At 70.6% G+C, this 13975-nt stretch carries 14 protein-coding genes; 5 read left to right on the top strand and 9 right to left on the bottom strand.

Features of this window, described 5'->3' with window-relative positions; translation table 11 throughout:
* Positions 1 to 4: 4 nt before the first annotated feature.
* The 6 genes from MRBLWH10_RS10890 to MRBLWH10_RS10865 all read right to left on the bottom strand — a co-directional run bounded on the left by MRBLWH10_RS10890 (position 5) and on the right by MRBLWH10_RS10865 (position 6159).
* Positions 5 to 1204, bottom strand: coding sequence for a multidrug effflux MFS transporter (locus tag MRBLWH10_RS10890; RefSeq protein ID WP_341939871.1), 1200 nt, complete (start codon positions 1202 to 1204; stop codon positions 5 to 7).
* The gene (locus tag MRBLWH10_RS10885) at positions 1201 to 2178 is read right to left on the bottom strand and encodes an alpha/beta hydrolase (protein WP_341939870.1); all 978 of its coding nucleotides are present in this window, start codon (positions 2176 to 2178) and stop codon (positions 1201 to 1203) included. The genes MRBLWH10_RS10890 and MRBLWH10_RS10885 overlap by 4 nt, the downstream gene beginning before the upstream one ends.
* A complete protein-coding gene (locus tag MRBLWH10_RS10880) occupies positions 2175 to 3173 on the bottom strand; it encodes an alpha/beta hydrolase (protein ID WP_341939869.1) in 999 nt (332 codons plus the stop codon). Before MRBLWH10_RS10880 ends, MRBLWH10_RS10885 begins: the two co-directional genes overlap by 4 nt.
* A 169-nt stretch (positions 3174 to 3342) precedes the next feature.
* Positions 3343 to 4302 carry an aldo/keto reductase gene (locus MRBLWH10_RS10875; protein WP_341939868.1) on the bottom strand — a complete coding sequence of 320 codons (960 nt, stop codon included), beginning with the start codon at positions 4300 to 4302 and terminating at the stop codon, positions 3343 to 3345.
* Positions 4303 to 4309: 7 nt separating this feature from the next.
* Positions 4310 to 5410: a zinc-binding dehydrogenase gene (locus MRBLWH10_RS10870; RefSeq protein WP_341939867.1), complete on the bottom strand. Its 1101-nt coding sequence runs from the start codon at positions 5408 to 5410 to the stop codon at positions 4310 to 4312.
* 11 nt (positions 5411 to 5421) lie between these two features.
* Positions 5422 to 6159, bottom strand: coding sequence for an SDR family NAD(P)-dependent oxidoreductase (locus tag MRBLWH10_RS10865; protein WP_341939866.1), 738 nt, complete (start codon positions 6157 to 6159; stop codon positions 5422 to 5424).
* Between the two features lie 99 nt (positions 6160 to 6258).
* Here MRBLWH10_RS10865 and MRBLWH10_RS10860 point away from each other — a divergent pair, with 99 nt between their 5' ends.
* Positions 6259 to 7221, top strand: coding sequence for an aldo/keto reductase (locus MRBLWH10_RS10860; protein WP_341939865.1), 963 nt, complete (start codon positions 6259 to 6261; stop codon positions 7219 to 7221).
* 7 nt (positions 7222 to 7228) lie between these two features.
* Here MRBLWH10_RS10860 and MRBLWH10_RS10855 read toward each other — a convergent pair whose 3' ends face one another.
* The 3 genes from MRBLWH10_RS10855 to MRBLWH10_RS10845 are packed head-to-tail and all read right to left on the bottom strand — an operon-like array spanning position 7229 to position 8373.
* Positions 7229 to 7648: a DUF4259 domain-containing protein gene (locus MRBLWH10_RS10855; RefSeq protein WP_341939864.1), complete on the bottom strand. Its 420-nt coding sequence runs from the start codon at positions 7646 to 7648 to the stop codon at positions 7229 to 7231.
* Positions 7649 to 7684: 36 nt separating this feature from the next.
* Positions 7685 to 8008 (bottom strand): SMR family transporter, encoded by a 324-nt coding sequence (locus MRBLWH10_RS10850; RefSeq protein ID WP_105676101.1) that lies wholly within the window; start codon positions 8006 to 8008, stop codon positions 7685 to 7687.
* Positions 8005 to 8373, bottom strand: a complete 369-nt coding sequence (locus MRBLWH10_RS10845; protein ID WP_341939863.1) for a multidrug efflux SMR transporter — start codon at positions 8371 to 8373, stop codon at positions 8005 to 8007. Before MRBLWH10_RS10845 ends, MRBLWH10_RS10850 begins: the two co-directional genes overlap by 4 nt.
* Positions 8374 to 8642: 269 nt before the next feature.
* Here MRBLWH10_RS10845 and MRBLWH10_RS10840 point away from each other — a divergent pair, with 269 nt between their 5' ends.
* From MRBLWH10_RS10840 to MRBLWH10_RS10825, 4 genes are all read left to right on the top strand, one after another.
* Positions 8643 to 10172 (top strand): ABC transporter substrate-binding protein, encoded by a 1530-nt coding sequence (locus MRBLWH10_RS10840; RefSeq protein WP_341939862.1) that lies wholly within the window; start codon positions 8643 to 8645, stop codon positions 10170 to 10172.
* 117 nt (positions 10173 to 10289) lie between these two features.
* Positions 10290 to 11231: an ABC transporter permease gene (locus MRBLWH10_RS10835; protein ID WP_105676105.1), complete on the top strand. Its 942-nt coding sequence runs from the start codon at positions 10290 to 10292 to the stop codon at positions 11229 to 11231.
* Positions 11228 to 13012, top strand: a complete 1785-nt coding sequence (locus MRBLWH10_RS10830) for a dipeptide/oligopeptide/nickel ABC transporter permease/ATP-binding protein (RefSeq protein ID WP_341939861.1) — start codon at positions 11228 to 11230, stop codon at positions 13010 to 13012. Before MRBLWH10_RS10835 ends, MRBLWH10_RS10830 begins: the two co-directional genes overlap by 4 nt.
* A 115-nt stretch (positions 13013 to 13127) precedes the next feature.
* On the top strand, positions 13128 to 13961 hold the full coding sequence (locus tag MRBLWH10_RS10825) for an ATP-binding cassette domain-containing protein (protein WP_341939860.1): 834 nt from the start codon (positions 13128 to 13130) through the stop codon (positions 13959 to 13961).
* Positions 13962 to 13975: the final 14 nt, after the last annotated feature.

Below are 13975 nucleotides of genomic sequence, written 5' to 3'. Positions count from 1 at the left end.
ACGCTCAGTCGCGCGCGGCCGGGCGCACGAACACCCAGGCGGAGATCGCGGCCACGGTCGCGGCCGCCGTCATCGTGAGCGCCATGGTGAGCGCGGTCGTGCCCCCGATGCCGGCCGCGAGCGGGGCGACCACGGGCCCGAAGAGGAACATCGACACACCCAGGAGAGCCGAGGCCGTGCCCGCCCGCGCCCCGTGGTGGGCCAGCGCGAGGGTCTGCCCGTTCGGCCCGCCGATCCCCGCGCACAGCATGAAGCCGATGAGCGCTGCGGCGACGCCGATCACCCCGGCGCCGCCGATCGCGACCATCAGGAACGCCGTCGTCGCGATCAGGGTGGCCGTGATGCCCCCGAGGTACACCCGCAGCGGTCCCCAGCGCCGCACCACGAGACGGCTGGCCTGACTGCCGAGGATGTTCGCGAGCGCTCCGGCGGCGAACGCGAAGCTGAAGGTCTGCGGGCTCAGCCCGAACCGGTCCTGCAGCACGAACGGCGACATCGACAGGTACGTGAAGAACGCGACCCCGCCCGCGGCGCCCGCGCACAGCACGGCGAGGAACAGCCGATCCCGCACCACGGCGCCCGCGTGCCCTGCGAGCACCCGCACGCCGCCGCCGTGCCGGTCATCGCGGTCGAGGGTCTCGGGGAGCGCCAGCACGACCACGAGCAGCAGAGCGACGCCGACACCTCCCAGCACCCAGAAGATGCCGCGCCAGTCCATGATCCGCGCAAGCTGGCCGCCGACGAGGGGTGCGATGACCGGTGCCGTGCCCGAGACGAGGAACAGCAGCGACAGCATCCTCGACAGCTCGACGCCCTCGAACTGGTCGCGGGCGATGGCGAGGCAGATGACGATGCCCGCGGATCCGGCGAGACCCTGCAGGAACCGCGCGAGCAGCAGCAGCTCGATGCTCGGCGCGACGGCGCACAGCACCGAGAGCACGGCGAACGCGGCGACGCCGACCATGAGCGGCAGGCGCCGCCCCAGGCGGTCGCTCAGCGGGCCGGCGATCAGCTGACCGAGCCCGAGCCCGATCATGCACGCCGACATGGTCGCCTGGCCGAGCGCCTCCGAGGTGCCGAGGGATGCCGCGAGCTGGGGCAGCTGCGGCAGATAGAGGTCCATCGACAGCGGGCCGAAGGCCTCGAGTATCCCGAGCACGAGCATGGCGCGCAGCGCCCCCATGCGCGGGCGGGGAACGCTCATCCGCCGAGGCGCAGCACGCGGCGCAGCCAGCTCTCGCGCGCGGCGACGGCGGCCTTCGAGACCTCGGCGTCGGGGGAGAAGCCGGCGAAGCCGTGATATCCGCCGGCCCACACGTGCAGCTCGGCCTGTCCGCCCGTTGCCCAGATGCGCAGCGCGTAGTCCACCGCCTCGTCGCGGAACGTCTCCGCGGCGCCGACCTCGATGAACGCAGGAGCGAGTCCGGAGAGGTCGCGCGCTCTGGCAGGCGCGACGTACGCGGACAGGTCGTCACCGAACCGGTCGGCGCCGGCGATCGCGTCCCACGCGGTGTCGTTGTTGTTGCGGTCCCAGGCGCCGAAGCCGTCGTACTGACGGCTGGAGACGGTCTCGTTGCGGTCGTCGAGCATGGGGCAGCCGAGCAGCTGGCCGGCCAGGCGCGGCCCGCCGCGGTCGCGCGAGAGGAGCGCCACCGCCGCCGAGAGACCGCCGCCGGCGCTCATGCCGGACGCGATGATGCGCTCTGGGTCGATGCCGAGCTCGTCCGCGTGCGCCGCCATCCACTCCAGGGCGGCGTAGCAGTCCTCGGCCTGCGCCGGCCCTGGATGCTCGGGCGCCAGTCGGTACTCGACGGCGACGCCGACGACGCCGTGGCGCTCTGCGAGGTCGATGAGCTCCCCGGTGCCGAAGAACCGCGTGCCCAGCACCATTCCCCCGCCGTGGATGGAGAGCACGGCGGGGGCGGGGGCGGAGGAGGGGCGAGCGGGCCGGACGACCGTGATCTCGACGTCGGGGGCCCCGGCGGGGCCGGGGATGAGGCGGTCGTCCCAGGAGACCGCGCGGCCGGCGGTCTGCACGCTCATGGGCGGGATGATCGTGGCGAAGTGGTCGCGGTTCGCATGGATGGTGTCCGCGCGCAGCGGGATGATCTCGACGAGGTCGACGAACGCGTCGAGCCCGGCGACGAGCTCGGGGTCGTAGGGGACGGGGATGCTCATCGGGCGGGCCCCCACGTGCGGCGGAGCCACGACGACCGGGCCGACAGGGCCGCCCTGGTGATCTCGGCATCCGGCATGTACATGTCGAAGCCGTGCGCCCCGCCGCCCCACACGTGCAGCTCGGCCTGGCCGCCGGTCGCCCAGATGCGCAGCGCGTACTCGGTGTCCTCGTCGCGGAAGGCCTCGGCCTCGCCGACCTCGATGAACGCGGGAGGGAGACCCGCGAGATCGGCGGCGCGGGACGGAGCGGCATAGGCGGGGGCGTCCGCGCTGAAGGCGAGCTCGTCGCCCAGCACGCACGACCAGGCGAGCAGGTTCATCTCGCGCTGCCACGTGCCGATGCCGTCGTACTGCCGGCTCGCCACCGTGGTGTTCGTGTTGTCGATCATGGGGCACAGCAGCAGCTGCCCCGCCATGACGGGACCGCCGCGGTCGCGGGCCATGAGCGCCATCGCGGCCGTGAGTCCGCCGCCGGCGCTGCCGCCGCCGACGATGATGCGCTCGGGGTCGATGCCGAGCTCCTCGGCTCTGGCGTGCGTCCACACGAACGCGGCGTAGCAGTCCTCGACACCCGCGGGGAACGGATCCTCCGGAGCCAGGCGGTACTCGACGTTGACGGCGACGACCCTGTGCTCCTCGACGATGTCGACGACGCGCGCGGTCTCCCACGAGCGATGCCCCACGATCATGCCGCCGCCGTGGATGTTCACGAATCCGGGCAGCACCTCGCCCTCGCTGCCCCGTGGGCGGAAGACGGTGATCTCGACATCGGGGGCGCCGGCGGGGCCGGGGATGATCCTGTCCTCCCAGATGATCGCCCGCCCGGCGATCACCGCGTCGGTGCCGGGGAACATCCGATCGGTGCCCGTCCGAGGCAGGGTGTCGCGGGTCAGCGGAGGCTGAGGGTTCTTCGCGAGCTCGTCGAGCACGGCCTGCACCTCGGGGTCGAAGGGCACGGGGGCGACGGTGGGGTGTCCGGCGGCGGTGGCGGTCATGCGGTTCTCCTGGGGTCGTTGGGGATGGGCGTTTCGTCTCGTCGCTAGCGCTCCTCGCTCAACGACCGAGGGCTCCTGCCCCGGTCGTCGAGCGACGCTTCGACTCGCTGACGCTCGCTCAGCACGAGTCTCCGCGAGACGACACACGGTGAGGCGCGCACGGCATCGGCTACGGGCCCTCGGGGTCGACGACGCCGCGATCGGCCCAGAACGGCTCGACCAGGCGACGCAGCTCGGCAGCGCCCACTCGGTCGACGAGTTCGGCGGCGTCGAGGTTGGCGCGCAGCTGCTCGACGCTCGACGCGCCGAACAGGGTCGTGGTGAGCGCCGGGTGGGTGAGCGTGAACCCGATGCCCAGCTGCGCCGGCGTGACGCGGAGCGACGAGGCGACCTCGGTGAACGCGGGCACGTCGGCGATGATGCGCGCCCGGATGTCGCCGGGGTCGCGGCCGATCTGGCGACCGCCGTCGACCTTCCCGGCGAGCACGCCGCCCTCCAGGCAGTCCGACGCCTGCAGGGTCAGACCCTGCTCCCACAGCCGCGCGAACGGTTCGCCGTCGGGGATCGAGCGCCGCGACACGCTGTACTTCAGCTGCGCGATCCGGGGGCCGGCGACCCCCTCGGCGGCCGCGATGTCGATCAGGGTCTGGATGCTCGTCGCCGACCAGTTGTTCACACCCCAGGCCCGGATGAGCCCGGCATCCGTCAGCCGCGCCAGGTCGAGCACGAGGTCGCGCAGCTCCAGGTCGTCGCGGCGGAGGTCGCCGAGGATCACGAGGTCGGCGTGCTCCACCCCGACCCGCATGAGCGCGTTCTCGAGCTGCGGACGGAACCCGTCGGCGCCGAAGGCCTCGAGCCACAGCTTCGACGACAGCAGCCACTCGTCGCGGCGGAGACCGGCCGCGCGCACCATGCCGGCGAAGATCACGTCGGTGAACACCGGGGGCGAGCCGGGCGCGGAGTACACGCCAACGTCGAACAGGTTCACGCCGCGATCCACCGCTTCGCGCAGCATGCCGACGGCATCCGCGAAGTCCATGCGGTCGTAGGTGTGCCAGGAGCCGAGCGAGAACAGGGAGGAGCGGATGCCGCTGCGTCCGATCTCGCGGAGGGGGAGTGTCGTGGTCATGGGGTCCTCACCGTCTCGGGTCGATGACGGCCTTGACCTCATCGAGCTGGTGCATGTGCGCGATCTTGTCCGAGGCCTCGGCGAGGCCGACCGGTGGGCTGAACAGGTCGTCCCACGGGTAGCTGTCGGCGAAGGACTCGAAGAAGCCGATGGCACGGGAGTAGTCGGAGATGTCGCCGTTGAGCGAGCCGACCAGGGTCAGCTCCTTGCCCATGACGGTGCTGAGCGCGAAGCCGTCGCCGGCGGGGCCGGTGGATCCGACGATCACGACGGTGCCGCGCTGGGCGGCCATCCCGACGGCGTCCGGTCCGATGCTCGGCGCCCCGGCGACGTCGAAGACGACGTCGGCGCCGCGGCCATCGGTGAGCTCGAGCACCTGATCGACCACGGGACCGTCGCGGAAGTCGACCACCGCATCCGCTCCGAACCGTGCCGCGAGCTCGAGGCGCGACGCCGGGGCGCCCACCGTGATCACGCGACCCGCTCCGGCGATCTTCGCGACCGCCGTGGCGAAGATGCCCAGCGCACCAGAGCCCTGCACGACGACCGTCGAGCCGGGGCGGATCCGCCCTGCGCGCTCGAACGCCCGCAGCACGGTCTTCGCCGCGCAGCCGGCCATCGACGCCCAGGTGTCCTTCACGGATGCCGGGAGCTGCAGTTTCGCAGCCCCCGGGGTGACGTAGGCGTACTCGGAGAGGCCGGCCGTGGCGAACGGGTGCACGTCGGCGCGTTGGAGGAAGCCGTAGCCGCGGCGCGAGCAGGCGACAGGTTCGCGCAGCACGACGCAGCCGTAGCACTCGCCGCACGTCGACTCCGACCAGCCGATGCGGTCGCCGGGGGAGAGGGGGCGGCCGAGAGCGTCCTTCGTGTCGGGTCCGGTGGCGACGATCTCGCCCACCATCTCGTGCCCGAGCACCATCGGGAGCATGCCGGGGAACGTCATCCGGCCCTCCCAGATCTCGATGTCGGTGCCGCACAGGGTCGTGCAGGAGATGCGCACGAGGGCAGCCCCCGGCTCGACGTCCTGGGGGAGGGGCAGGTCCTGCAGCGTGAGCGGCTCGCCGTGTGCGGTGAGCACGGCGGCGCGGGTCGTGGCGGGGAGCGTCATGGGGTGTCCTCTCAGACCAGGAGCTGTCCGCCGTCGACGGCGACGGAGACCCCGGTGATGTGGCTGGCGGCGTCGCTCGCGAGGAACAGCACGAGCGGCGTGATCTGGTCGACCTCGGCGATCGTGCCGAGGGGGATGCGCGACTCCCAGGCCGCGCGGGCCTGCGGGTCGGAGGCGAAGGCGGCCGTGAGCGGCGTGAGCACGGGGCCCGGGGCGACCGCGTTGACGCGCACCCCGGACGGGGCCAACTCGATCGCGGCCGTGCGGGTGAGGGCGTCGACCGCGGCCTTGGTCGCCTCGTAGTGCCCGAGACCGGGGGTGGGCTGGCGTGCCCCGATCGACGAGATGTTCACGATCGTGCCGTGGCCGGCCTCGGCGAGCAGCGCTCCGAAGACCCGGAGCATGAGGAACGTCCCGCGGACGTTCACGCGCAGGGCGGCGTCGACCACGTCGACGGGAACCTCCTGCAGCGTGCCCCCTCCCGCCACGATCCCGGCGTTGTTCACGAGCACGTCCAGGCCCCCGGTCGTGCCGATCCTCTCGGCAGCGGCGCGCACGGACGCCTCGTCCCCGATGTCGAGGGCGAGCGCGGTCGCTCCGATCTCCGCGGCGACGGCGGAGGCGGCATCCGCGTTCACATCGCCGATGAAGACGTCGGCGCCCTCGGCGCGGAAGGCGGCGGCGATGCCGCGGCCGAGACCGGAGGCACCTCCGGTGACCAGGACTCTGCGGGCGGTGGATTCGGTCATGCTCGTCCTCACTGACGCTTCTCTGACGGGGGTGTCTCCGTTATATTCTACAAACATAGAAAAACACAACCCCGAGTCGTGCACGCCGAAGGAGCCTTCATGCCCATTCCGACATATCCCCGCATGCCGCTGCAGCGCGGGGGAGCGCCGGTGCCCCCGCTCGCCCTCGGATCGTGGAACACCTGGGACAGGATGCCGCAGGCCGAGGCGGTCGAGCTGATCGGCCGAGCCGTCGAGCTCGACGCCGGCTTCTTCGACGTCGCGTACTACAACATGGGTCCGCACGCGGAGAACTCGACGACCGACGTCCTGTTCGGGCGGGCGCTGCGGGAGAGTGGCATGGATCGCTCCGACATCGTGTTGTGCGGAAAGCTGTGGCTGTGGGATTGGCCGAACCAGGGCTTCCGCGCGCAGCTCGCCGAGTCGCTCGACAGGGCGGGTCTCGACCGCTTCGACACCCTCGTGGTGGGGGATTACCTGGACGCCCCCGACGTCCCGCGCCTCGTCGCCGACGTGAACGAGCTCATCGATCAGGGGCTCGTCGGCTCATGGGGCATCAACAACTGGCGCATCGAGCACACGCGCCAGGCCCTCGCCGACGCCGCGGCCCAGGGGCTCGCCGGGCCCGTGTTCGCGCAGCTCAAGTACGGCATCGCGCGTCGGGCGATGGCCGAGGGTGACGCCTACGGGCCGCTCTTCGCCGACGGCACGCTCACGCTGCAGGCGTCCGACGTGTTCGAGGGCGGGATCCTCGCCACCGGTCGTACTCCGCAGCGCAAGATCGGCGCAGACGTCGGCGGCATCCGTGAGCGGATCGCCGCCGTCTATCCCGAGGTCGCGCGGGTCGCGGCGGACTTCGGGGTCACCCCCTCCGCCCTCGGCACCGCGTTCTGTCTGTCGAACCCCGCGACCGCGAACGTGCTCTTCGGCGCCTCGCGCGTCGAGCAGCTCGAGCAGAACCACGCGGCCCTCGCCCTCGTGCGCGACCACGGACCCGAGGTGCGTGCGGCGCTCGCGGACTGCTGGGTCGATCGCGAGGTGCGCGCAGACGGGGCCTGGTGAGAGGGGGCTACGCCTCGCGCTTGTGGGCGAGGGCGAGTGCGCGCTCGAAGGTGGAGGTGAGGACGCGCAGCCTGTCGACCCGGTAGTCCTCGTCGGGATCCAGTTCGTCGATGTACTCGTCCCAGACGCGCAGGTAGCGGTCGCGCCAGGTCTCGATCGTCGTGCTGGCGGGGAACGTGGCCCCCACGCGTCCGGCGGAGCCCAGGTCCGTCAGGAGCTCCAGCCAGGCGGGCACCATGCTCCCTCCCCACTCGTCCGGCTCCAGTGCGGTGTCATCATCCTCATCGGCGAACTGCTCCGAGATCTTCGCGATGAGGTCGTCGGTGATCTCGCCCAGTCCATCGGCGGCGGTGTCGTCTTCGAAGTTCCCTGGTCCCCACGTGCCCACGTCGTGGCTCCTCTCCTGCCGGTTTGTGTTCAGGTTCATTCAATCAGGAGACCGCCGGAATCGCCCTCCGAGACGTCAGTGTCCTCCGCCGAACTCGATCAGCCCCACGCCGATCGCGATCAGGGCGACGCCGATTCCCATCAGGAGCGAGAAGTGGTCCTTGAAGATCACGCGGCCGAGGACGGCGGTGACGGCGACCCCCGCCGCGGCCCATACGCCGTAGGCGACGCCGACGGGCATGCCCATCGCGAGGATCGCGCCGAGGAGGCTGAACGCGGCGAGGTATCCGACGACGATCACGGGGATCCAGCGCTTGCGCCGCAGGCCCTCCGAGGCGCGGAGGCTCAGGGTCGCGGTGACCTCGCTGGCGATCGCGAGCGCGAGCAGCACCCAGGTCACGACGAGACCTCCGCCGTGTGGCCGGCGCGAGAGCCGAGCTCCACGAGCAGCACTCCGGCCACGATCACGCCGACGCCGACGATCTGCACGGGGCCGAGCAGTTCGCCGAACAGGACGGCGCCCAGGACGGCGGTCAGCACGACGCCGATCGCCGACCAGATGCCGTAGGCGACGCCGACCGGCATCCCTCGATCGAGGACGACCGACAGCAGCCAGAGCGACCCGGAGTATCCGATGACGACCAGGATCAGCCACAGAGGGTGCGCGAACCCCTCGGCGGCGCGCAGCGAGAGCGTCGCCGTCACCTCGAGGGCGATCGCGAGGAGGAGCGGCGGCCAGGCCGACGGCCGGGGGCGGTCTGTCATCGAGTGCCTTTCGTGGAGGGTTCGTGGGGAGGAACGCGGGGGATGCTCGCACGATTCCCTGTCCGGCAGATGAACTCCTGCGCTCCTGGGCAAGCCTGGCGCGCCCGGCGACATGTCAGGGCGCCCGCGTCGCGAAATCGCCCCTTGCGCTCTTTTTCCACGCATGTAGACTAACCAGCACGACACATCGAAGTGGCGTCGCATCCGGCTCCCCGGCCAGAGGCCCTTCGTACCTTCTTCACCACTCCCTGCACCCGAGAGAAGGAACCATGAAACGACTGCCCCTCGCGCTCGCCGCGGCCGTGGCCGCGACCATCGCGCTCACCAGCTGCAGCGGCGGAACCTCCCCCGCACCGTCCGGCGACAGCGGCGCCGCCGGACCAGACGCGCTGAACATCGGGAACTTCCTCGATGTCACCTCGTGGGATCCGTCGCTGGCCGACATCGGCTTCGACGGCCCCTACCTGTCCGCCGTCTACGACGCCCTCATCGCCCTCGACGCCGACGGGAACCCGATCCCGTCGCTCGCCACCGACTGGACCGTCGCCGACGACGACATGAGCATCGACCTCGACATCCGCACGGACGCGACGTTCAGCGACGGCACCCCGGTGGACGTGGAAGCCGTCATCAAGAGCCTCGACTACCTCAAGGCGGGCGCGAGATCGGGGGAGGCCTACGTCAACGTCGCCTCCTTCGAGAAGGTCGACGACGACACCCTCACGATCAACCTCACCCAGCGCGACGACACGATCCTCTACTTCATGGGACTCGGGCGGAGCTACGTGGCATCGCCGGCCGCGATCGACGCCGGCACGCTAGGCAAGGAGCCCGTCGGATCGGGACCGTACACGCTCGACAGCACGACGAGCGTCGCCGGGGCCGAGTACCACTTCACGAAGGTGGCCGACCACTGGGACGCCAAGACCTACCCGTTCTCCGAGCTCGCGATCTTCCCGATCATGGACGCCACCGCTCGTCACAACGCGATGCTGAGCGGTCAGATCAACGTGCAGTACGGCGACGTCGCGAACCAGGCGCAGGCCGACGAGCAGGGCTGGAACACGGCATCCCGTGTGTCCGGCTGGGCCGGCCTCGTGATCACCGATCACACCGGCGCCAAGAGCGAGCCCCTCGGCACGCTAGAGGTCCGCCAGGCGCTCAACTACGCGTTCGACGGCGCTGCGATCCTCGGAGCCGTCGGCAGCGGTGCCGGGGTCGCGACGAACCAGGTGTTCCCCGACGGCGGAGACATCAACGACCCCGCGCTCAACGACACCTACGCGTACGACATGGACAAGGCGAAGGCTCTCCTCGCCGACGCGGGCTACCCCGACGGCTTCTCGATCTCGATGCCGATGTCGCCGATCTTCGAGCAGTGGAAGCCTGCGGCGGAGCAGGCTCTCACCGAGCTCGGCGTGAAGGTCACGTGGGACAACATGCAGATGCCGGATTACCAGCTGAACGCCCCGAACTACCCGATGTTCATCTCGTTCCTCGCGATGGACGGCAACCAGCTCGCCACCGTGGCCCGCCAGGTGACCAGCGTGCAGTGGTTCAACCCCGCACCGGACTACGCCGACAACGAGGTGCTCGCGCCCCTCGTGGAGAAGGTGCAGACGGAGCGCGGCGACGCCCAGACCGCCGCGGTCGAGGAACTGAACAAGGGCCTGGTCGACCAGGCGTGGTGGTCGGTCTGGTACCAGGCGAACAACACGTACTACAGCGCCCCCGGCATCACGCTCCAGCCGGTCGTCGGGATGATGTTCCCGACGCTGCGGTACATCACCAAGGGCTGACGCCCTCATGCCCGGTCGTTGAGCGATCGAGGGCGAGCAGCGTTTCGTCTCCTCGCTGCGCTCGTCGCTCAACGACCGGATGCCGATCGATCCCCCTCCGACTCCCGAGAGGTCCCCATGCTCCTGTTCACGGCGAAGCGCGTGCTGTCAGGCATCCTGCTGCTGGTCGCGGTGTCGATCGGCACGTTCTTCCTCGCCCACCTGGCGATCAGCGATCCCACCGCCGCCCTGCTCGGCACCACGGCGAGCCCGGCGCAGCAGGAGGCGCTTGCGCAGAAGATCGGCCTGGACCGGCCCCTGCTCGTGCAGTTCTGGGACTGGCTGTCGCACGCGGTGCTGCTCGACTTCGGCACCTCCTGGCGCAACTTCCAGCCGGTCGGCGCGCAGCTGGCCATCAAGGTCCCGGTGACCCTGTCGGTCGTGACCTTCGCGACCCTGATCACCGCGGTCGTCGGCGTCGTGTTCGGCATGATCACGGGTCTCCGTCCTGGCACCTGGTTCGACCGGGTCATCAAGGGCGTCTCGGTCGTCCTCTTCGCCCTCCCCGGATTCTGGATCAGCCTCGTGCTGGTGATGTGGTTCGCCGTGCAGTTGAAGTGGTTCCCTGCCGTGGGCTACGTGACGCCGACCCAGTCGGTCGACGGGTGGCTGCGGTCCATCACGCTCCCCGCGATCTCGCTCGCCCTGGGCGGCATCGTCGCGGTGTCCGAGCAGCTGCGCAACGCGGTGATCGCCCAGACCCGCCAGGACTGGGTGCGCACGCTCCGCAGCCGCGGACTCTCGCCGGCGCGGGTGAACCTGCACATCCTGCGCAACGCCTCTCCGTCGGCGCTCACCGTCATCGCGCTCATGTTCGTCGGCCTGCTCTCGGGGGCGATCGTCGTCGAGCAGATCTTCAGCCTTCCCGGACTCGGTCAGCTCACCAACCAGTCCTCGCAGAACGGCGACATCCCGATGCTCCTCGGCATCACGGTCATCTCGATCGTCTTCGTCATCCTGATCAACCTCCTGCTCGACCTCGTGCTCGGCTGGATCAACCCGAAGGTGCGCGTCGCATGACAACGACCGACATCCGCGTGGCGTTCGACCGCGCCGCCCAGAAGCGCCGGTCGAGCCTGTTCCGCCGCTTCCTGAGGCATCCGGGCGGCTGGATCCCGCTCGCGATCTTCCTCCTCATCGTGCTCGTCGGCGTGTTCGCGCCGCTGCTCGCGCCGATGGACCCGAACCTCGTCGACCTCGCCGCGGCCAAGGCGCCCCCCGGGCCGGAGCACCTGCTCGGCGGGGACTCCACCGGCCGCGACATCCTGAGTCGGCTGATCTACGGAACCCGCACCACGATCTGGGGCGCGCTCATCACGATCGTCGTCGCCCTCGTGATCGGCGTGCCGTCGGGTGTCGCCGCCGGCTACTTCGGCGGCGTGCTCGACCGGGTGGCGACGTGGATCAGCGATGCGCTGCAGTCGATCCCCGGCATGATCATCCTCCTCGTCGTGGCCGCGGGCAGCCGCAACAACTTCGAGGTCCTGATGGCGACGGTCGGCGTCTTCATGGTGCCCGGCTACTTCCGCATCTCGCGGTCGCAGACCCTCGCCGTGCGCGGGGAGACCTGCATCGACGCGGCCAGAGTCTCCGGCCTCTCCGACGGGCGCATCATCTTCCGCCACGTGATCAAGGCCGTGTACCCGCCCGTCATCATCCAGACCGCCCTGACCGCGGGCATCGCGATGGGCATGCAGGCAGGCCTGCAGTTCCTCGGCATCGGCGACTCGAACGTCCCCAGCTGGGGAGCCATGATGCTCGAGGGCTTCCGTCTCATGCTCACCTATCCGCTCATGCTGCTGTGGCCGTCGACGGCGCTCGGCGTGACGATCGCGGTGCTCGCGATCATGGGATCGACGCTCGCCGAGCTCGTGCAGGTCCGCACCCCCCGGGTGGCGAGGCGCAGAGCGGATGCCGCGGCGCGCCCCTCCACGCCGGCCACCGGAACCGCACGTCACCAGGCGGCCGACTCCGCGCTGCGCGTCGAGAACCTGCGCGTCGTGCACGCGACGCCGACCGGCGAGACCGAGGTCGTGCACGGCGTGACGCTCGACGTCGCCCCCGGCGAGGTCGTCGGGATCGTCGGCGAGTCCGGCTCGGGCAAGTCGCAGACGGTGTTCTCCGTGCTGGACCTGCTGCCGTCGACCGGTCGGGCGGAGGCCGATGCGATCTGGATCGGCGGCGAGGACGTCAGTCATGCGACGGCGACACAGCGTCAGGCGCTGCTCGGCCGCGAGATCGGCTACGTGCCGCAGGAGCCGATGAGCAACCTCGACCCCTCGTACACGATCGGCCACCAGCTCGTCGAGCCGCTGCGTCGCACGCACGGACTGAGCAGGGCGGCGGCGAAGGAGCGGGCCAGGGCCATGCTCATCAGGGTCGGCCTCACCGATCCCGACCGGGTCATGCGCAGCTATCCGCATCAGGTCTCCGGTGGCATGGCGCAGCGCGTGCTCATCGCCGGCGCGATCGCGGGCAAGCCCTCGCTCCTCGTGGCCGACGAGCCGACCACCGCGCTCGACGTGACGGTGCAGGCAGAGGTGCTCGAGCTGCTGCGTGAACTGCAGGCCGAGTACGGCATGGCGCTGCTGATCGTGACCCACAACTTCGGTGTCGTCGCCGACATCTGCGATCGGGTGATCGTGATGCGCGGGGGTGACATCGTCGAGTCCGGTCAGGTCGACGATCTGTTCGCGCATCCGGCCGAGGAGTACACGCGGGAGCTGATCGCCGCATCCCTCGACGACGCGGAGGGGCGCGCGGCGCTCGACGCCGCACGCATCACGGAGGTGTCCGCATGACTCCGCAGCATCCGTCCTCCGGAATTCGGACGCTCGCGCGTTTCTCGGAGAGTTCGGCCGGGATCGACCGAGATTCCCGCAAGCGTCCGAAATTCGGATCCCCGGAGGTGTCCGCATGAGCGCTCTGCTCGAAGTGAACGATCTCGTCGTCGAGTACGGCCGAGGGCGCAGCGCCTTCCGCGCCCTGCACGGCGTGTCCCTCGACATCGCTCCGGGGGAGTGCCTAGGGCTGGTGGGGGAGTCCGGATCGGGCAAGTCCACGCTCGGCAAGGCGATCCTGGGGCTCGCCCCGGTGACCTCGGGGAGCATCCGCTTCGACGGGCGCGAGATCGGCGGACTCGGAGGGCGCAGTCGCCGCGCGCTGGCCGACGACATCCAGGTCGTCTTCCAGGACCCGTACGGCTCGCTCAACCCGGCGATGACGATCGGCGACATCCTCGCCGAGCCCCTGCTCACGACCGGGATCGGCGCGAACGGGGCGGCGGCGAAGGTCCGCGAGATGCTCGACCGCGTGCGGCTGCCGAGCACCGCGATGGAACGCTACCCGAGCGAGTTCTCCGGCGGGCAGCGGCAGCGCGTCGCGATCGCCAGGGCGCTCGTGCGCGGCCCGCGGCTGATCGTGTGCGATGAGCCGGTGAGCGCGCTCGACCTCACCACCCAGGCGACGATCCTCGACCTGTTCATAGAACTGCAGCGCGACACGGGCGTCGCCTACCTCTTCGTGTCGCACGACCTCGGCGTGGTGCGTCGCGTCTGCCACCGCGTCGCCGTGATGTACCGCGGCGAGCTCGTGGAGATCGGCGAGGGCGAGCAGGTCACGCGTCACCCGCAGCATCCGTACTCCGAGCGTCTGCGGCTGGCGTCGCCGGTCGCCGACCCCGCCGCGCAGCGCGAACGGCGTGCCCGATGGCTGGCTCTCCGGGAGGTGCGCGATGCGGCTGTACGGTAGCACCAGGCTGAAAG

Origin of the sequence: Microbacterium sp. LWH10-1.2 (assembly GCF_038397765.1) — a bacterium.
GTDB lineage: Bacteria > Actinomycetota > Actinomycetes > Actinomycetales > Microbacteriaceae > Microbacterium > Microbacterium natoriense.
Note: the sequence above shows the minus strand (reverse complement) of the source record. Positions and strands in the feature narration are given on the sequence as shown.